18 protein-coding genes and 1 pseudogene are annotated in these 18,066 nt (G+C 42.7%); 8 read left to right on the forward strand and 11 right to left on the reverse strand.

The window, feature by feature from the left end:
* The first annotated feature begins 14 nt into the window (after positions 1-14).
* Entirely contained in the window at positions 15-2,459 is a 2,445-nt protein-coding gene (locus AOG27_RS06880) for a glycoside hydrolase family 127 protein (protein ID WP_054552280.1), read from the forward strand.
* A 10-nt stretch (positions 2,460-2,469) separates the two neighbouring features.
* The gene (locus AOG27_RS06885) at positions 2,470-2,895 is read left to right on the forward strand and encodes an FKBP-type peptidyl-prolyl cis-trans isomerase (protein WP_054552281.1); all 426 of its coding nucleotides are present in this window, start codon (positions 2,470-2,472) and stop codon (positions 2,893-2,895) included.
* Positions 2,896-2,978: 83 nt separating this feature from the next.
* On the opposite strand, the gene AOG27_RS06890 is transcribed toward AOG27_RS06885, so the two are convergent.
* The gene (locus tag AOG27_RS06890) at positions 2,979-3,983 is read right to left on the reverse strand and encodes an arabinan endo-1,5-alpha-L-arabinosidase (protein ID WP_054552282.1); all 1,005 of its coding nucleotides are present in this window, start codon (positions 3,981-3,983) and stop codon (positions 2,979-2,981) included.
* 103 nt (positions 3,984-4,086) lie between these two features.
* Between AOG27_RS06890 and AOG27_RS06895 the strand changes: the two genes are divergently transcribed.
* Complete coding sequence (locus AOG27_RS06895; protein ID WP_054552283.1) at positions 4,087-5,115, forward strand: family 43 glycosylhydrolase; 1,029 nt, start codon at positions 4,087-4,089, stop codon at positions 5,113-5,115.
* A 43-nt stretch (positions 5,116-5,158) separates the two neighbouring features.
* Here the strand turns inward: AOG27_RS06895 and AOG27_RS06900 are convergent, their stop codons facing one another.
* Positions 5,159-6,787, reverse strand: a complete 1,629-nt coding sequence (locus AOG27_RS06900; RefSeq protein ID WP_054552284.1) for a sodium:solute symporter — start codon at positions 6,785-6,787, stop codon at positions 5,159-5,161.
* A gap of 261 nt (positions 6,788-7,048) precedes the next feature.
* On the opposite strand from AOG27_RS06900, the gene AOG27_RS06905 reads away from it, so the two are divergent.
* The 4 genes from AOG27_RS06905 to AOG27_RS06920 all read left to right on the forward strand — a co-directional run bounded on the left by AOG27_RS06905 (position 7,049) and on the right by AOG27_RS06920 (position 10,344).
* Positions 7,049-7,771 (forward strand): FadR/GntR family transcriptional regulator, encoded by a 723-nt coding sequence (locus AOG27_RS06905; RefSeq protein WP_054552285.1) that lies wholly within the window; start codon positions 7,049-7,051, stop codon positions 7,769-7,771.
* A 45-nt stretch (positions 7,772-7,816) separates the two neighbouring features.
* Positions 7,817-8,596, forward strand: coding sequence for an SDR family NAD(P)-dependent oxidoreductase (locus AOG27_RS06910; protein ID WP_054552286.1), 780 nt, complete (start codon positions 7,817-7,819; stop codon positions 8,594-8,596).
* A 128-nt stretch (positions 8,597-8,724) separates the two neighbouring features.
* Positions 8,725-9,432, forward strand: coding sequence for a sulfite exporter TauE/SafE family protein (locus AOG27_RS06915; RefSeq protein WP_054552287.1), 708 nt, complete (start codon positions 8,725-8,727; stop codon positions 9,430-9,432).
* A 36-nt stretch (positions 9,433-9,468) separates the two neighbouring features.
* Complete coding sequence (locus tag AOG27_RS06920) at positions 9,469-10,344, forward strand: SMP-30/gluconolactonase/LRE family protein (RefSeq protein ID WP_054552288.1); 876 nt, start codon at positions 9,469-9,471, stop codon at positions 10,342-10,344.
* Here the strand turns inward: AOG27_RS06920 and AOG27_RS06925 are convergent.
* From AOG27_RS06925 to AOG27_RS06935, 3 genes are all read right to left on the reverse strand, one after another.
* Complete coding sequence (locus AOG27_RS06925; RefSeq protein ID WP_054552289.1) at positions 10,339-11,226, reverse strand: LysR family transcriptional regulator; 888 nt, start codon at positions 11,224-11,226, stop codon at positions 10,339-10,341. The genes AOG27_RS06920 and AOG27_RS06925 overlap by 6 nt on opposite strands.
* A gap of 66 nt (positions 11,227-11,292) precedes the next feature.
* Positions 11,293-12,147: a pirin family protein gene (locus AOG27_RS06930; protein WP_054552290.1), complete on the reverse strand. Its 855-nt coding sequence runs from the start codon at positions 12,145-12,147 to the stop codon at positions 11,293-11,295.
* A 60-nt stretch (positions 12,148-12,207) separates the two neighbouring features.
* Positions 12,208-12,633: a DoxX family protein gene (locus AOG27_RS06935; protein WP_054552291.1), complete on the reverse strand. Its 426-nt coding sequence runs from the start codon at positions 12,631-12,633 to the stop codon at positions 12,208-12,210.
* A 128-nt stretch (positions 12,634-12,761) separates the two neighbouring features.
* Here AOG27_RS06935 and AOG27_RS06940 point away from each other — a divergent pair, with 128 nt between their 5' ends.
* On the forward strand, positions 12,762-13,298 hold the full coding sequence (locus tag AOG27_RS06940; RefSeq protein WP_054552292.1) for a hypothetical protein: 537 nt from the start codon (positions 12,762-12,764) through the stop codon (positions 13,296-13,298).
* A 26-nt stretch (positions 13,299-13,324) separates the two neighbouring features.
* Here AOG27_RS06940 and AOG27_RS06945 read toward each other — a convergent pair whose 3' ends face one another.
* From AOG27_RS06945 to AOG27_RS06970, 6 genes and pseudogenes are all read right to left on the reverse strand, one after another.
* The gene (locus AOG27_RS06945) at positions 13,325-14,167 is read right to left on the reverse strand and encodes a DUF4198 domain-containing protein (protein WP_054552293.1); all 843 of its coding nucleotides are present in this window, start codon (positions 14,165-14,167) and stop codon (positions 13,325-13,327) included.
* 9 nt (positions 14,168-14,176) lie between these two features.
* On the reverse strand, positions 14,177-14,677 hold the full coding sequence (locus AOG27_RS06950) for a DUF2271 domain-containing protein (protein WP_054552294.1): 501 nt from the start codon (positions 14,675-14,677) through the stop codon (positions 14,177-14,179).
* A complete protein-coding gene (locus tag AOG27_RS06955) occupies positions 14,677-15,309 on the reverse strand; it encodes a PepSY-associated TM helix domain-containing protein (protein ID WP_054552295.1) in 633 nt (210 codons plus the stop codon). The genes AOG27_RS06950 and AOG27_RS06955 overlap by 1 nt, the downstream gene beginning before the upstream one ends.
* Before the next feature lie 196 nt (positions 15,310-15,505).
* A pseudogene (locus tag AOG27_RS06960) lies at positions 15,506-15,895 on the reverse strand (YbaN family protein); the annotation flags it as partial.
* 224 nt (positions 15,896-16,119) lie between these two features.
* On the reverse strand, positions 16,120-17,439 hold the full coding sequence (locus AOG27_RS06965; RefSeq protein ID WP_054552296.1) for a porin: 1,320 nt from the start codon (positions 17,437-17,439) through the stop codon (positions 16,120-16,122).
* A 105-nt stretch (positions 17,440-17,544) separates the two neighbouring features.
* Positions 17,545-18,030, reverse strand: a complete 486-nt coding sequence (locus AOG27_RS06970; RefSeq protein WP_054552297.1) for a MarR family winged helix-turn-helix transcriptional regulator — start codon at positions 18,028-18,030, stop codon at positions 17,545-17,547.
* Between the last annotated feature and the right edge of the window lie 36 nt (positions 18,031-18,066).

Genomic DNA, 18,066 nt, shown 5'->3' on the forward strand with positions numbered 1-18,066 from the left:
TGGGAGACAACAGTATGAACACATTCAAGGTTAGCTATTTAGCAAGCGTTTGCGCTGCAATTTTAACTGTGACCGGTTGCAGTGAGCAGCCTACAGACAGTAAACAAACTGCTGCTGTGGAGCATGCTGAACATACCAGCGAACAACATTTATTTGCCCTAAACCAAGTAAGTTTAAACGCCAGCCCGTTTTTACATGCGCAGCAAACGAATGTGCGTTATTTATTAGCACTTCATCCAGATCAGCTGCTTGCTCCTTATCTGCGTGAAGCTGGCCTTAAGCCAAAAGCGCCTAACTATGGCAACTGGGAAAGCACAGGCCTTGATGGGCATATTGGCGGTCATTATCTTTCAGCCTTGAGCCTTGCATGGGCAGCCACAGGTGACGAAGAATTAAAGCAGCGTTTAGATTATATGCTAAGCGAGTTGGATCGCGCCCAGCAAGTCACTGGTGGTTACTTAGGCGGAATCCCAAATGGCGATGAAATGTGGCAGCAGATTGAAAAGGGTGAAATCAAAGCCGATTTATTCAGCTTAAATGACCGCTGGGTACCGCTTTATAACATAGATAAAATCTTCCATGGCTTGCGTGATGCATACGATGTAGCCGGTAGTGATAAAGCCAAACAAATGCTATTTAAGTTAGGTGAATGGTTCTTAGCGACCACTGCTAAGCTAACTGATGAACAAGTTCAACAAATGTTGTATTCAGAGCATGGTGGCTTAAATGATGTGTTTGCTGATATGTACTTTATTAGTGACGATGAGCGTTACTTAAAACTAGCGCGTCAGTTCTCTCATAACATCATTATTGAACCCTTATTACACAAAGAAGATAAGTTAACGGGCCTGCATGCCAATACGCAAATTCCAAAAATTATTGGTATGTTGAAGGTCGCAAATGCCAGCGATGATAAAGCATGGCAGCAAGGTGCTGACTTTTTCTGGAAAATAGTCAGTCAAGAGCGCTCAGTATCAATTGGCGGTAACTCGGTACGTGAGCATTTTCATGATAAAAGTGACTTCACGCCAATGGTTGAAGATGTTGAAGGCCCAGAAACCTGCAACACTTACAACATGATGAAACTGAGTAAGTTATTATTCTTAAAAACCGGTGATACGCGTTATTTAGACTATTATGAGCGCGCCACATATAACCATATTTTATCGTCACAACACCCAGAGCATGGTGGTCTTGTTTACTTTACCTCAATGCGCCCTGGGCATTACCGCATGTATTCGTCAGTGCAAGATTCAATGTGGTGTTGTGTAGGCTCAGGTATTGAGAATCACAGCAAATATGGTGAGCTGATTTATAGCAATACCGGTAAAGAGCTATGGGTGAACTTGTTTATTCCAAGCACGTTAAATTGGCAACAGCAGGGTTTGCAGATCACGCAAGACAGCCAATTCCCAGATGATAACAAGGTCTCACTGACCGTGAATCGTTTGTCTGAGGGGCAAAGCACTGAGTCGGTAATTCATATTCGTAAACCGTCTTGGCAGCAAGGTGAGCTGAGCTTTACTTTAAATGGACAAGCTGTAAGCGCAACCGAAAAAGATGGTTACTACAGTATCAGCCATGCTTGGCAAAGCGGTGACAAGCTTGCTTTTGAACTTAGTCCTAAGCTTTATACTGAGCAGCTACCTGATGGTCAGCATTATTACTCTGTGATGTATGGGCCTGTTGTAATGGCCACTAAAGTACAAGCATTTGCAAATGAGCAGCTTAACTTTGTTGCTGACAATAGCCGCATGGGCCACATTGCCGCAGGGCCGACTTGTCCGCCAGAAGCTCTGCCAATCATGCTGAGTGAGCCAGAAAAGTTTATTGCCGATCTCACTCGTAAACCGGGCCAAGAGCTCGCATTTATCGCCGATAAAAATGTGGCGATTGCCAAGCAAGGTATCGATAACACAAAGAGCACAGAGCTAATTCCGTTCTTCCGCTTACACGATAGTCGCTATCAAGTGTATTGGCCGCAGCAAAGTGAAGCTGAGTTCACGCAATTTGTTGCCGATGCAAAAGCGGCTGAGCAAGCGAAAGAACAGCTTCGTTTATTAACCGTTGATCAAATTACACCGGGTGAGCAACAACCTGAAGTCGAACACGACTTTAAAGGTGAGGGAACCCGCGCAGGTGTTAATAATGGTCATCATTGGCGCGATGCGACAGGTTGGTTTGAGTATCAGCTTAGTAACCCAGAACAAAAAGCGGTTGCTTTGCGTATTCGCTATTTTATTGGCGATGTGAACCGTCATTTCTCAATTAATTTAAATGGTGAGCAATTAGCTGGAGTTAGTTTGCCTGTAGGTAAACCAACGGATGAGTTCTACACCATTGATTACCCATTAACAGAAGCAATGAAAAAGTCGAAAACGCTTACTTTACGTTTTGCTGCCGACAAAGACTCTGTTGCCGGTGGTATCTATGGTATTCGTTTAATCAACGCACAATAAAGAGTTGGCTATGTTAAGCAACAATGTGTTTGCGACGGCTAAAGAGCATGTTTTACCGTCGCTTTTAGATAACAGCGCTGAGCAACACAGTTTTTACCAAACACCCACAGGGCTTGGTTATCGAGTGATTGAGCAAGGTCAGGGGGATAAACCTAGTTGGGATGCTACTGTGACTGTGCATCAACGCGTTACCCTTACAAATGGTCGGGTGTTATTTGATACTCGCAAGCAAGGCGCTGCTGTAGAGTACGAAATTGCAGAGGCGATAGTGGGCTTGCAAGAAGCATTGCAATTAATGAATAAAGGCAGTCGCTTTGAAGTGCTAATACCTGCGCATCTGGCGCGTGATGTGTACAGCGTATTTATTGAAGAAAAACATCAACAAGGCTGCCATAGCCCCATGCTTGTTGATATTACCTTGGTTGATTTTAGTTGATAACACCTACTTTCAACCTCAAACGAGGTCATTAAAGCAAATAAAAAACCTGCAATTTTGCAGGTTTTTTGTGTGTTGAATAATTACTTCTTAAGCTTAGTTTTGAGCTTATTTAGGTCGGCTGGGTTAACAACCGGCCAATTGTTTTTCCAACTCATAGGTAAAATACGTAGCTTTTGCACGCCGTTATCGGCTGTTTCGTAGGCGTGTAATACTAAATAGTCTTTGCCATCAAAGGTGTACGCAGCATTATGACCAAGGGCTGCCCAATCTTTATTACCTTCAATAACTAAACTGCCACCGCCATCAACCATAGAGCGACCTTGTTGATCTAAATATGGGCCTTCGATGTTTTTGCTGCGACCTACGCGTACGTTGTAAGTACTCTCTACGCCACGGCAGCATTTATCAAACGAAACAAATAGGTAGTAATAGTCGTTCTTTTTAAAGATATAAGGTGCTTCAATTGGGCCATGTTCCGTGTTTGGGCGACTCGCAATGTGATGCCATTTTTCAGGTTTTGCTAAGCGCACCATGTCATCATCAAGTTGTACTAGTTTAAGGCCGCCCCAGAACGAACCAAAGCTCATCCACGGTGTACCATTGTCATCTTCGATAATGGCAGGGTCGATAGCGTTCCAATCGTCACGCTCAGGCACAGATTCAACCACTATGCCGTAGTCAATCCACTTGTAATCAGGTGATGATGGGTCAAGGGTTTCATTAACCGTTACACCAATTGCCGAAGTGTTTTTGCCAAATGCAGAGACTGAGTAATAAAGGTAAAACTTACCATTTTTCTCATACACATCAGGTGCCCATAAGTGGCCATCAAAGCTTGGTGAAATACGCTTTGCCCAACTCGGCTCATCTTTAAAAACGCGGCCGGTAAGTTTCCAGTTGGTTAAATCTTTCGACTCATAATAGGTAATGCCCGGGCCTGTGCTAAATACATAGTACGTGTCGCCTTCTTTGGTCATTACCGGGTCGTGAACTTCAACTTGCTTTGCAGATACGGCTGCGGCAGAAAAAAGTAGCCCTGTTGAAAGCCACTTCATTGCGTGTGTCACCTTACTTACGGGTCTCATGCTTGAATACCTTTTGTTGTTTTAACTCTTGTGTTCATTCAGCTACTATATAATATGTAATACAATATTAACAATAAAATCGAGACGAAATACAGGACACATTATGCTCAAAAAATTATCTCGGCTAACGCTTCTTAGTGCGTTAAGCGCCTCGCCATTGTCAGCCTTTGCTGATGCTAATAGTAGCAAGACTTTAGCGCCAATTGATAACCCCATTGTACTCAAACGTGCTGATCCTTGGTTAGTTCGCGATGATAAAAGTGGCTGTTACACGTTTATAGGTAGTTCGCCGGAATTTGATGAAATTGAACTACGCCAAGCTTGTCGTTTAAACGATTTAAAATTAGCTGAGCCGAAGGTTATTTGGCAAAAGCGCGATAAAGGCCCAATGAGTGTCAACATTTGGGCCCCTGAGCTACATCAGATTGATGGCAGTTGGTATATCTATTTCGCCGCAGGTGATATCGAAAAACCGTTTAGTATTCGTATGTATGCACTTAAAAACGACAGTGATGATCCGATGCAAGGTGAGTGGCAAGAAATGGGGCAAGTAACTAGCCACCTTGATAGTTTTTCGCTTGATGCCACAAGTTTTACGCACAAGGGGAAGCGTTACATGATTTGGGCGCAGCAGAACCAGCCTGCAACTTATAACTCAGCTTTATGGTTAGCTGAAATGGACTCACCAACATCAATTAAAGAACCCATTATCGCGATTACTGAGCCAACCCTTGATTGGGAAGTGCAAGGCTACAAGGTGAACGAAGGTGCTGCAGTCATTACCCATGGCGATAAAATATTTGTCACTTATTCAGCCAGTGCCACCGATCATCGATATGCGATGGGCTTGCTATGGGCAGATGTGAATGCTGATTTACTTGATCCTGCTAGTTGGCATAAAAAGGCTGAGCCGGTGTTCACCACCAATGCTGAGCTAGGTCGTTTTGGCCCTGGGCATAACAGTTTTGTAAAAGCTGAAGATGGTGTAACCGATTTAATGATTTATCACAGTCGTGACTATAAAGAGTTGAAAGGCACACCGCTTACAGACCCAAATCGCCATGCGCGAGCACGCATTATTACGTGGGATAAAAACGGTTTTCCAGTGTTCTCACCAGAACTCGCTGATTAAAAAAGGGCGCCAATTGGCGCCCTACAACTTTGGGAACGAACGATTACCAGAAGCGGTAGTAAATAAAGGCAGTAATACCAATAATACCCGCAGTATGAATGTAGTCCCACTTATCTAAGCCGGCAGCTACTTCTTTCATAGTTGCTTTATCTAGGCTTGAGAAAGTAAGACCTTTCAATTGTTCTTCGTCTGCTTGTTTGGTGAAAATACTTACCACAATCATAATCGCAACGACCACGACAAATAGCAGAATACAGTAATATAACCAGTTCATTGTGGTGATCCACGCAAATGATGAACCTGTTAAATCATCTTTAAATGGCAGTAATACTAAGCGGATCATACCAAGCACAAAACCTGATACTAAGCCCACAAAACCCGCTGTTGGAGTGATGCGTTTACTACATAAACCTAGTAAAAATACCGCAGCAATACCTGGTGCAATAAGAGACTGCACACTTTGCAGATATTCATAAAGCACATCGGCAATTAAGCTCATGACGGGTATCCATAAAAGACCTAATACAACAATCACGATAGTGGCAATACGGCCTACTTTCAGAAGGTGCTTCTCAGATGATTCTGGTTTGAATTTCTTATAAAAATCAATGGTAAATAAGGTTGCTGATGAGTTAAATAATGATGCTAAAGAGCTCATAAGAGCCGCTACTAAACCACCGATTACAATCCCCTTAACACCTGCTGGCAATAGTTCAGCAACTAACGTTGGGAAGGCTTGGTCAGCACTTTCATAGCTAATAATACCTTTAGCATTTAATGCATAGGCAATCATACCCGGCACTAAGAAGATAAATACAGGAAGTAATTTTAAGTAACCGGCGAACATGGTACCGCGACGGGCTTCTTTAATACCCTTTGCAGATAGAACACGTTGTACGATGTATTGGTCTGTACACCAATACCAAAAACCAATAATGAATGAGCCAAAAATAATGCCTGGCCATGGGAATTCAGCATCTGAAGCACTACGAATAAGGTGCATATTGGCCGCATTAATACGCTCAACTTCTTCCCAGCCACCTACTTTATCTAAACCAACAACTAATATGACTAAGGAGCCAATAATGAGCACCGGAGTTTGCAACACGGAGGTCCACATAATGGCTTTCATACCACCAAGTACCGTATAAATACCGGTGATCACCACAAGGCCAATCGCTGAAATCCAGAAGAAGTCGATACCCCAAATGCTCTCAATACCCAAGATTGTTTTAAATGCGATACCGCCGGCATAAACCGTTACCGCAACCTTGGTTAATACATAACTAATCAATGAGATAACAGACAAGAAGGTACGTGATTTAGAGTTAAAGCGGCGCTCTAAGAATTCAGGCATGGTGTAGACTTTACTACTCCAATAGAAAGGCACGAAAATCCAACCGAGTAGTAGAATGATCCACGATTGCATTTCCCAGTGAGCCAGTGCCATACCCGATTGTGCACCTGAACCTGAAAGGCCCACTAAATGTTCCGAGCCAATGTTCGATGCGAAAATAGAGGCACCAATCACTAACCAACTTGCATTACGACCCGCTAAAAAGTAATCAGCGGTGTCTTCTTCTTTTTGTCGCATAGACATCACGACAACGCCTAGTAACAGGACAAAAAATCCTGCTAGCACTGCCCAGTCTAAGGTACTTAGTTCGACCATCGTGTGTTCCACCTAATTTTGAAAGAGAATTTTGCTTTTTTAGTTGTTGAATAAAAATATTATATTATAAATAAGACAAGTGAAAGAGATTTGTTAAAATAAGGTGACAGTCTGTAGGTAAAATGGTGACTGTATTGTTTGAAATATAGACACTTGTATTAGGCTGTTTTTTGCTTGTTATTGATTTTAATCAATTATTTCCAGGATGACGGAATAGCTTTATAGATGTATCATATTACTCAGATCTTTTGAGGAACACACATGGCGCGTTTAGAAAATTTAAACCTATCACAACAAGTTACCAATGAGCTTGGTAAAGCAATAATTGTTGGTGATTATAACACTGAAACGGGGCTACCAACCGAAGCACAACTTTGTGAAGTGTATGGTATTAGCCGCACAGCTGTTCGTGAAGCAGTGAAAATGCTTGCTGCAAAAGGACTGATTTCTTCTCGTCCACGACAAGGTATTCGTGTTGAGTCGGCGGAGAACTGGAACTTATACGACACAAGCGTATTAAAATGGTTGTTAGAAAGCAGCCCATCACTTTACGTACTTAAAGAATTTCTACAAGTGCGCTTGGCGATTGAGCCACAAGCAGCAGCACTTGCAGCAAGAAAAGGCGACCAAGCAGCCATAGCAGAAATTAAAATGGCACTCGATAAAATGCAAGCGGCAGCAGAAGAGCCAGAAGGCGTAATGCATGAGCCAGATCTTGCCTTCCACACAGCAATTTTACATGCCAGTGGTAACCGTTTTTTCTATCAATTACGTGACTTTATTCGCACCGCATTACACGTAAGTATTCAACATACTACACCTGCTAAGGGTAATAAAAAGGCGATCGCTGAAGAGCACTTTAAAGTGTATAACGCGATTGCAAGCGGCGATCCTGAACGTGCTAAAAACATGATGACGTACATGATTGATGAAGCAATGGCGTTTATTGAAAAAGAAATCGCTGATAAAGAAGCGGCTCAATAAGTATCGCTTCTTGACGTTGTAATTACTTTAAAACAAAAGGTTATCATGCCAAATTCAAACGAGCTAAAAACAGTTTACCCAAGCCTTGCTGGTAAGAGTGTGTTTATTACTGGTGGTGCATCGGGAATTGGTGAAGTAATGGTAACGCGGTTCTGCGAGCAGGGCGCGAAAGTCACCTTTGTTGATATTGCAACTGATCAAAGCGATGCGTTATGCGCTAAATTAGCGGGTAAATATGAGTTTGACCCGCAGTTTATCCATTGCGATATTCGTGATGTAGAAGCCTTAAAAGCGGCCATTGAGCAAACGCGTCAGCAACAGGGTGACATAGGTGTGTTAATTAATAACGCAGCCGATGACACCCGCCATGCCGCTGAGAATATGGATGTGAAATATTGGGAAGATAAGTTTGCTGTTAACTTGCGCCCGTGTTTCTTTTCATCGCAAGCTGTAGTTGAACACATGCAGCGCTTGGGCGGCGGTAGCATTATCAATATGGGGTCGGTAAGTTGGCGTATTAAGCAAACAGGCATGCCAGCCTACACAACCGCAAAAGCGGGAATTGAAGGTTTAACCCGTTCATTAGCTGCTTCATACGGTAAAGACAATATTCGTGTGAATTCACTGGTTCCGGGTTGGGTGATGACAGAGCGCCAAATGACTCATTGGCTAACCCCAGAAATGATTGAAGATGTTCGTTTAAGTCAGTGTATTAACGAAACAATACAACCAGACCATATAGTGAATGCCGCGTTATTTTTAGCTGCTGATGACAGCCGCATGATGACAGCACAATCACTGATAGTGGATGCAGGTTGGACTTAATTAAATTGTTAGTTGCTTTAAGTTAAATTAAACCAAAGAAAAAATTTTACACGATCCAAATAGTACTATAATAATAAATAATTATTTTAAACATTTGAATCTAATAGTTAGGAAGGTGGTAAGAAAGTTTGACCGACTTTGTACTTGTTTATTTAATTCTGATTATTGGCGCTTGCCTGCAAAGTGTTATTGGCTTTGGTTTAGGCATGCTATGTGTGCCTGTGCTTTACTGGCTTATGCCAGAGCTGGTGCCTGGGCCAATGATTTTGAATGCGCTGTTTTTAACGTCGGTGTTAATGATTAAACACCGCGGTGCGATAGACATGAAACAGACGGGCATTTCCATTATTGGTGGTGCAGTGGGAGTTATCCTTGCTGCTGTGGTGATGTGGTATGTCAATGCGAAGCAGTATCAACTCTTGCTAGGAGTGAGTATTTTGATAGTGGTGGCATTGTCTATCATAGGTATGAAACCAAAAATTTCTACCATTACAAGCTTACTTGCGTCAATGTCGTCGGGCTTCTTAGGCACCACAACGTCTGCCGGTGGGGCACCGATGGGGCTTCTCTATCAAGCTGAAGATAAAGACAAAATTAAAGCAAACCTGAGTGCCTTTTTTGTATTTATAAACTTGTTTGGCATAATTGTATTGATGCTAACAGGCTCTGCCGATATGGGCGATGTAAAGCTGTTCTTTTTTTGCTTACCCGCCATTTTAATTGGCTGGGGCTTATCGTTTGTGATCAACAATAACCTCAATGAAAAGGCCATTCGCGGTATCATCTTGCTGGTTGCGGGTTTATCTGGTCTAGCACTTATTTTCATACACAGATAGAATGAGAATAGTTCAGCTTTTTGTGTAGTGAAGAAAATGCTCGATGACACCATTAAAATAATCATTTCTAGCCAATGCCAATTGGGCGAAGGTGCCTATTTTGCTAAGGCACATAACTGTTTATTTTGGGTCGATATTTTAGGGCAGCGTTTGTTTCGTTTACAGTGTCAATCGATGCGCGTTAGCCAGTTTACTATGCCAGAACCGATTTGCTGGGTGATGGAAACCGAGCAAGCTGAATTAATCGCAGGCTTTGCCAAAGGCATTTATAAACTAAATAGTGAAGACTTTAGCCGCGAACTTCTTTACTCAATCGATCACGAACCCTCACAAAACCGCTTAAACGATGGTAAAACGTCTCGCCAAGGCTTTGGCTTTTTCGGCTCAATGGACTCTCAAGAGCAAACTGATAGTGGCAAGTTATACCGTTTTGGTCATGGTCAGGCTCCGACAGCAGTAGATCATGACTACACAATTAGTAATGGCCCTGCGGTAAGTAAAAATGGTCAGTTTTTATATTCTACAGACTCAGATAAACAAACAATCTACCGCTTTACTCTGAATGAGCATGGCGAGCTTGCTGATAAACACGAGTTTATTCGCTTTACTGACAATATGGGTTTTCCTGATGGCATGACCGTTGATAGCGAAGATCATTTGTGGGTTGCTGCATGGAATGGTTATGGCGTGTATCGTTTTGCTCCAAGCGGTGAGCAAGTACAGTTTATTCGCTTACCCGCACCGCGTGTTACGAGTGTCGCATTTGTAGGTGAAGAGCTCACGCATCTGGCGGTGACAACAGCGGCAGTAGGGCTCGAAGACTCAGTGCTCGCTGATTACCCGCACAGTGGTGGCGTGTTTATTCTTGAGCCGGGCGTTAAAGGTATTGCTGAAACGCCCTTGAAGCTATAGGTTTTCCATTACTTGATAACGCAACTCGCCAATAAACGAGCGTGCTGCCGGGCCAAGCTTGTCACCGTCTTTAAAGAGTAAATGTAACTTAGCGCTGCGACTGCTGTTATGGGTTAAATTAAGTGCTTTCATTTGCCCTGTCGCAAGTTGTTTTTCTATCGCGACTTTTGGTAACCACGCAAAGCCCAATCCATTACTGATCATATCAATCGAAGTGCGCATATGAGTGACGGTCCAGCGCTGATCGGCACCTAACCAGCCACCATCTTGTTTGTGCTTATTCGCTGAATCGCGAACTACAATCTGGCGGTGTGATTTTAAATCTTCGAGGGTAATTTCACGCTCTATCGCATGCAAGGGATGATCTGGGTGGGCGACGGCAATAAACTCGATATCACATAACTCTTCGTGAAAGCTTGCCGCAATTGGAAAGCCGGTAATAGCAATGTCAACCTGATCGTTTTCGAGCAGTTCATTGCCCCCCATTAGTACAGACTCATGCAGCTCAATACGCAGTTGCGGGTATTGCGATGACGTGTCGTTAAGTACCTTATAAAGCAATTGTTGTGGGAAAATAGCATCAACGGCAATGCGTAACTTACTTTCGATACCTTCACCCAAAGTTTGCCCAATGGCCTCAACTTTAGCGGCTTCATCGAGTAAGTAATTGGCGCGCCGTAGCATCATCTCGCCGGCTTCAGTCAGCACGGTTTTACGGCCTTGAATGCTGAATAATTTTACATCGAGCGCAGATTCAATTTTGCCAACTGCGTTATGAATACTCGATTGGCTTTTATGAATACCTTGTGAGGCTTGGTTAAAGCCTCCAAATTCAACAACAGCACGAAACATGCGCCACTGTTCTAGCGTAATTCTTAGCATGATGTTCCTTTGCTTACTTAACTACCTAATAGTACCTGTAAATGCTGATAAAGTTTACTTTTTAGGTTAGGGCAACTCAATATACTCAAGCTCATCACCAGGAATGCTTGCAAAGCGCTGTGCTTGCCAATCTTGTTTTGCTTGCTCGATGCGCTCTTTGCTGTAAGCAACAAAATTCCAGTGTAAATACGGGACTTTATTGAATTTACTGCCACCGAGTAAAATAAAGCGGCTGTGCATTAGAGTCGTTATTTCGTGTTCGCTGTCATCAAGTAGCACAAAGTCGCCTTGGGTATAGCGAGTATCACCCACACTAATTTCACCGTAAATAACATACACGGCGGTTTCATGATGAGGGTGCGGTTTAGTAATATGACTACCTTGCTCGGCGACTGTATCGACATAAAACATCGGTGAGTAGTTTTTCACTGGGGAGCTTAAGCCATAGGCATCACCGACAATGAGTCGCATCAGCACGCCTTTTTCGATTTTCTCAGGCAATTGCTGTTTTTTGATATGTTCAAAACGCGGTGCTATTTCGGTCATACTCTCAGGTAAAGCAACCCAGCATTGCAGACCATTAATGTCGTGCTCGCTCGCCCGCACTTCAAGGCTTTCTCTTTCTGAGTGCACTATACCGCGACCTGCGGTCATCCAGTTAACATCGCCGGGTTCTATTTGCAGGCTATTACCTAGCGAATCGCGATGGTAAATACTGCCAGTAAATAAATAAGTGAGCGTTGATAGGCCAATATGAGGGTGAGGCCTCACATTTATGCCTTCACCGCGAGGAAAGTGGTTTGGCCCCATGTGGTCAAAAAAGATAAATGGGCCAACCATTTTTTTGTCAAAATGCGGCAAGATGCGTTTTACATCGAGCCCACCAATATCGTGGCTGGTTGCTGTTAATAACGTTGCCATTTTCGCGCTCCCTTAAAAACAAATTCAGCCAACAACTTAGGTCATTGGCTGGTAGAAATATTACGCCTGACTACGTTTTAACACTAGTTGATCTAGGCTGATTTTGCCTGCACCAACACTGGCTAATGCTAAAAAGCCGCCTGCCATCGCAATGTTTTTGTAGAACATTAAAAATTGCATTTGATCATCAAGTTGAAAGTGGAATAGCAAAGCGCTGACTAAGCTGAAACCAGCAAAAGCGATAGCGGTTAGTTGTGTTAAAAACCCTAGTAAAATAAATAACCCGCCAACAATTTCAAAAGCAATCACAAACGGCAGTAAGAACTCTGGTAAACCTACTGATGCCATGTACTGTGCAGTTGCATCAAAGAATTCTATTTTGCTAAAGCCAGTTAGTAAAAAGATGGCCGATAAACCAATACGCGCCAATAAAGTGCTAATATTTTGTAAGTGTGGTTGAGCTGAGATTAAAGTAAAAAGTTTCATAGTAGGTATCCTGTTTAGTTGAGCAGTGTGTCTGCGATGGAGTAACTATAGATTCACTTTAAAAGAATTAAAAATTGTAAAAATAGCGTTTATCATTCTTTAAAAGAGAATTTAAAAGGAGGTAAAATATGAAGTTGTTGTTATTAATAGGGTTTTGTTTTTCGGTGGCTAAAAGTAGTTTGGTGTTTGCTGAACAAAATTTACCAAATAGTCGTCATTATGAGTTGCTAGCTTCAGATATTGCTTTGCAGCAAAGCTGGCAAGTTAAAGACGCAATCAAAGGTTATGAGTTGCTGGAATATCAAATTAACCTTAATAAAGGCACTACTTTAAAGGTTGATTTTGCTCCATCAAATTCAAGCAGCTACTTTAATATTTTACCAAAAGGCAACCCAACAGCTTTGTTTGTTGGCCCGGCAAAAGGTGATCATGCCGAGATTAAAATTCCTGATAATGGCGATTATGTGATTCGAGTGTTTTTGATGCGCAATGCTGCGCGCCGTGATGAGCAAAGTGAATTTACAGCAGATATTAGCGTCGTAAAAAGTACATTAAAAGGCATGCACCCAAGCTGGGATGTCGATGGTGATGGGGTAAATGATTGCGAGAAAGACGGTAGCTGCGATCACACGGTTGACTACAGTCTTCCTCGAAAGTTGAATTAGGCCTTTATTGAGGCCTAATCAGCTTATTATTCAGGCGCTACTTCAAGTGTTGTGAATAATGAGTAGCGTACGTTATCGATATCGGCCTCTGTTGGTTTTTGATCAACTGATGCTTCAATTAGATACATATCGGCGTGAGCGAATGTCACCGTAAAGAAGCCTTTTTTATCGGTTGTTACTTTCACTTCGTCACGCTCGTTGCGGTAGCGTGCACTACCACGAACAATCGCAAGCTCAACGTCGGCAGCTGGTTTGCCATCCATTAATAATTGGAACTTAGCTTCTTCACCAGCAAATAGATCGTTCGGGTGAGTAGGTCCTGAAATTTCTAAGCCTTGACCAAGCAATGTTGGCTTAGAAGTACCATTACGGCTTACAAAAGTATCAACAGTTGCGATTGATTTTACAGTGCGCACGTCGGTTGCGCCTGCTGGTAGGTCTGCTTCTTTTTTACCTGCGAACACACGGCCACGGTTGCCATCTTTGTCTTTATAGAAAGTCATTAGCATTGGCTTTTGCTGCATAGCAATGTGGTAAGTACCGTCTTGCGTTAAGCTCACTGCCGCTGAGTTTTTGCGTTTTAAATAGTATGCGCGAATCGTTTCTTCGACCGGCTTACCATTTGGTGCAAGGGCAACTAATAAGCTGTCGTCATACTCTGCGCCTTTTTGTTTTGGGCGGTATGCTTTATCTGGGCTAAATAACTCATTAGAAATACTGGCATCGATCATCACGTAGTGAGTTTTCTCACCAGATAAAGAAGTGTGAGATGGCATTAACCAACGGGCATGTGCTTGTGCGTAGCCAGATGCAAGTGCTGTGAAGGTCACAGCGCCGATCAGCGCTGTTTTTAATAATTTTAATTTCATTGTTTGTCCTTAATTACTGGTAATGGTAACAAAGCTAGTCGCGAACTCTTTTTCGCCTTTAATTGTGACTTTGCCGTCTTTTGTTAAGTCGATTTCAACGCGGGTGTAATCTCGGCCACCTTCTTCACGTACAACTTCAACATTAAGTAGGTAGCTGCCAGGTTTAACTGGATTACCTTTTAAATCTTTACCTTGCCATTCAATCGTATAAGTACCTGGGCGTTTTGTTGCACCTGTCACACCATCAAAGTTGTCGTTGCTACGACCGGCTTTTCGCCACCACTGACGTAAGTCTTTAAACCATTCAGCTTTTTCGACCCAAAGTGCAATCGTGGTAACGTGTTTACGTTCAGGTGTTTCTAGCCATAACGCCACGTAAGGGCGATGATATGGAGAAACATCTAGCTCAGGTAAGGTAAATTCAACGGTGAGGTTGGGATCTTTTGCAAAGCTCAGTGGGCTGAATAAACAGCCAATTAGTAGAGCAACGAGTAAGTGGGCTTGTTTCATTAAGATACTCCTTTAAGTTGAGGCACCCAAACTAGATAAATAACCAAAGGCGTGGCAACACCAAGAAGCGTTAACCAAAGACCTGCGGCACGTTTTTTACGGTTTTGAAAGAGAATAAATAATCCGGTGACAGCAAACAGAATCATCAAAACAGCTGAAATATCAATCACCCAGCTCCATGCTTCACCTGTATGGCGGCCTTTGTGTAAGTCGCCGATCAGACTCATAAAGCCACCGGTTTGATAATCAATATTAAGTTCACCGGTTTGAAAATCGATTTCGGCGTAGGCAAAGCCAGCCGGAAGCGGGTAGTCGAGCATCACCAAGGCATCTTCTTTTTCCCACTCAATACTTTTTACATTGCTGAGTGAAAACTGCTGTTGCATGTATTGTTCTATTTCAGGGTAAAGGCTTGGCAATGTGTCGAGGTTTGTTTGCGCTTTTTCAAATAACTCAGCAGAAACAAGTAGTTGGTTCTGGCCATTATGTTTATCATTTTCGAGCCAACTAACGTGGTTAAGGATGATGCCGCTGACACAAAATAAAATAAGTAAAAAGAATAAGGCCGTTGAAAGGTATATATGCAAGGCACGGCTAACGCTATAAAAGTTGCGTTTGTTAAATGAGAACATAATGCGGTTTATTCGTTAAAGATACAAATATGATAATGATTTGTATTACTGATAACAAGCAGGTTTACGTTCTTTACATTTCTTTGTGCTAGAAATGAATAGCGAGATAAGCCATAACTGCTAGCTGCGAGCTGAGAAAACAGGCAAGCAACATCAAGCGCATCTGTGTGGTTATATTAACTTGAATTAGGGTTGGTTTATTGGGCGCAGATGGGCGGTTAATTAAATAGGCTAATACGCTCAATTCAATCACTGCCACAAGATACATCACCCAAATGGGTGCGGCACTTTGTAGTAAAAAAGCATATCCGATAGCCATACCAAAACCTGCTAAAAACTTAGCACGGGTAGGAACAACCTTATGCTCTTGCCAAAACCTTAACGGTTGGCCGTATCTAGGGTGGTTTAGCAGCCAGGCCGAGAGTTTGGGTGATGAGCGGGTAAAGCACGCCAATGCTAGTATAAAAAAGATAGTCGTAGGCATCACAGGTAATGCAATACCTATGATACCTAAACCCACCATCAATAACCCGAGTAATTGATAGCAGCCATTTTTATAGGCGTTAAACGCCGCTCTCACATTCATCAATAAAGTTGGGCCTGATAAAACTTAAATCGTTGTAGTGCTTGCTCGATACCTATGATCAAGGTGGTTTGTATTTATTGGTTTTAGCAACATAGTCTACACCATGTTGTTTATTTAACTTTAGCTCAGCTTAATATTATTAGCTAACACTATAGGTAAACTTACTTTAAACAAATGAAAAGCCCAGTTTAAACTGGGCTTGTAGGTCTTATTTTTGGCTATTTCTAGAAATAATAACCAATATTGATATTGAAGCGAGTTTCGGTGTCGTCGCTGTCGCCAGCAATTGAACCGCCAACAAATGGTTGGTTTTTCGCTTGTACAAAATCAAAATAAGTGAATAAGCCACCTGCGGCAACAGATACCCCTGTTACATTCATCCATGTATCTTCGCTGTTATCTGACTTGTCATAAATAATGCCGTAGTCATTATAAAACTGCAGGTTTGTTACCGGACCCCACTCTACAGGTAGGCTGTAAGCGATATTGGCATTAGTCATGGTTGCTTCTGCGGCAATGCTATCGTAAAACGCATAAGCACCCACAGCCATACGGTCGACGTTGTCGATATCGTAGTTATACTCACCATGCTGAAGCTGGAAATTCCATGGGCCAATAGTACTGTTTAAGTGCAGTGCCCAAGCGTAGTAATCGCCGGCTTTGTCTTCGCCGTCATGCAAACCACCTGATAACGCAGAAACACCTAGCTCGGTGGTGCCGCCGTCATGCTCAAAATGATAGCCATAACGGCCAGAGAAGGTATTGTACTCACCAATCGGATTGGTTGGTTCGGCATAAACACCTTCATCAGCAGAGCGGAAACCGACAACATCATATGAGTAGCGGTCGCTTCTATCGTCTACATAGCCGTCAACACCACCTAGCTCATCATTTTTGAAAAAGCCGAGATCAATTTGCCAGTTATCAGCAATTTTGCGCTTGAATAGAACACCTAAATCATGATCATCTTCAAGACCTATATAATAAGTAGTGCCAAAGAAATAGTTGTGCGAGTTGTAAGGCCAGTTACCAAAAGGCACTTTGGTAATACCTGCCTGCACCTGCCAGTCTTCAGCAAAGTCATAGGCTGCATAGGCATATTTAACTGCAGTCATGTAATCGAAAAAACGGATCTCAGCGTTAAGCTGTACATCACCGACATCGCCTGCAAAATTTAGTCTGAAGATGTCAAAGTCGAAGTCGCCACCGCGGTTTTTATTACCATCGTCATAGGATGTATGGCTGAAGTTGGTACGTACTGCACCCCCAACCTTAATGCCAGATTCTTTTTTAGGAGCTTCAACAGCCGCTGTTTGCTGCTCAAGTTGCTTTTGTTGCTTTGCTACTTGTGCATCAATTTGCGCTTGTTTCTCGGCTTGTTGCTGTGATTTTTCTTCTGCAGCATCAAGTTTGCTTTGCAGTTGCTGCATTTGCTGTTTCAGTAACTGCAGCTGTTTTTGAAGGTCATCAATTTCAGATGCCTGACTAAGACTTGAAGTTGTGCCCAAGGCTATTGCGAGGGCTAACTTTGATAGTTTAAGCATGAATTTTCGCTAGTGTTGGAATGGGTACTACCAAGCATAGTTGATATTCATGCTGAACCCAAGACTAGCCACAGAAAATTAATATTAATCAATCAGTTTTAATTTTTACTGTGGTTCTAATGTCTTGGTGATTGCGCCAACTTCAAGTAGTGGTGAAGCATCAAGTTGATCTGCATCCATCATTGCGGCAATACGTTGCATTGATGAAAGTAATAAGCTTTGTTCCCACTCTTCGAGTGCTGAGAACTTTTCGATGAAGTGCTCTTGCAGAGGTTGAGGTGCTTGTTCTAATAGCTGTTTACCTGCTTCTGTGAGATGCAAACTAACTCGGCGTTTATCTAATTGGCTACGTACACGGGTGATAAGGTTACGGTTTTCTATACGGTCTAAGATATTGGTAACCGTAGCCGGGCTTAAATTTACATTTTGTGCAATGCGACTAGCGGTTATGCCATCGGTTTGTGCAACCTCGTTCATAATCAGTAATTGTGGGCCTGTTAAGCCTGAGGTTTTATTGAGCTGTTTTGAATGAAGGTCGATGGCTCTGATCACTTTGCGCAGCGACACTAGTAGCTCGTCATACTTTTGCATGTTTCTGTCTCTTAAATAAGGCGGCGTGGAACAACC

Origin of the sequence: Pseudoalteromonas lipolytica (assembly GCF_001306915.1) — a bacterium.
Lineage (GTDB): Bacteria > Pseudomonadota > Gammaproteobacteria > Enterobacterales > Alteromonadaceae > Pseudoalteromonas > Pseudoalteromonas simplex.

Coding starts and splice junctions, on each gene's coding strand:
- AOG27_RS06885 (WP_054552281.1), top strand. CDS start 2,470: ATGTTAAGCAACAATGTGTTTGCGACGGCTAAAGAGCATGTTTTACCG.
- AOG27_RS06920 (WP_054552288.1), top strand. CDS start 9,469: ATGCTCGATGACACCATTAAAATAATCATTTCTAGCCAATGCCAATTG.
- AOG27_RS06955 (WP_054552295.1), bottom strand. CDS start 15,309: ATGTTCTCATTTAACAAACGCAACTTTTATAGCGTTAGCCGTGCCTTG.
- AOG27_RS06890 (WP_054552282.1), bottom strand. CDS start 3,983: ATGAGACCCGTAAGTAAGGTGACACACGCAATGAAGTGGCTTTCAACA.
- AOG27_RS06970 (WP_054552297.1), bottom strand. CDS start 18,030: ATGCAAAAGTATGACGAGCTACTAGTGTCGCTGCGCAAAGTGATCAGA.
- AOG27_RS06935 (WP_054552291.1), bottom strand. CDS start 12,633: ATGAAACTTTTTACTTTAATCTCAGCTCAACCACACTTACAAAATATT.
- AOG27_RS06895 (WP_054552283.1), top strand. CDS start 4,087: ATGCTCAAAAAATTATCTCGGCTAACGCTTCTTAGTGCGTTAAGCGCC.
- AOG27_RS06910 (WP_054552286.1), top strand. CDS start 7,817: ATGCCAAATTCAAACGAGCTAAAAACAGTTTACCCAAGCCTTGCTGGT.
- AOG27_RS06905 (WP_054552285.1), top strand. CDS start 7,049: ATGGCGCGTTTAGAAAATTTAAACCTATCACAACAAGTTACCAATGAG.
- AOG27_RS06900 (WP_054552284.1), bottom strand. CDS start 6,787: ATGGTCGAACTAAGTACCTTAGACTGGGCAGTGCTAGCAGGATTTTTT.
- AOG27_RS06880 (WP_054552280.1), top strand. CDS start 15: ATGAACACATTCAAGGTTAGCTATTTAGCAAGCGTTTGCGCTGCAATT.
- AOG27_RS06950 (WP_054552294.1), bottom strand. CDS start 14,677: ATGAAACAAGCCCACTTACTCGTTGCTCTACTAATTGGCTGTTTATTC.
- AOG27_RS06945 (WP_054552293.1), bottom strand. CDS start 14,167: ATGAAATTAAAATTATTAAAAACAGCGCTGATCGGCGCTGTGACCTTC.
- AOG27_RS06925 (WP_054552289.1), bottom strand. CDS start 11,226: ATGCTAAGAATTACGCTAGAACAGTGGCGCATGTTTCGTGCTGTTGTT.
- AOG27_RS06965 (WP_054552296.1), bottom strand. CDS start 17,439: ATGCTTAAACTATCAAAGTTAGCCCTCGCAATAGCCTTGGGCACAACT.
- AOG27_RS06930 (WP_054552290.1), bottom strand. CDS start 12,147: ATGGCAACGTTATTAACAGCAACCAGCCACGATATTGGTGGGCTCGAT.
- AOG27_RS06940 (WP_054552292.1), top strand. CDS start 12,762: ATGAAGTTGTTGTTATTAATAGGGTTTTGTTTTTCGGTGGCTAAAAGT.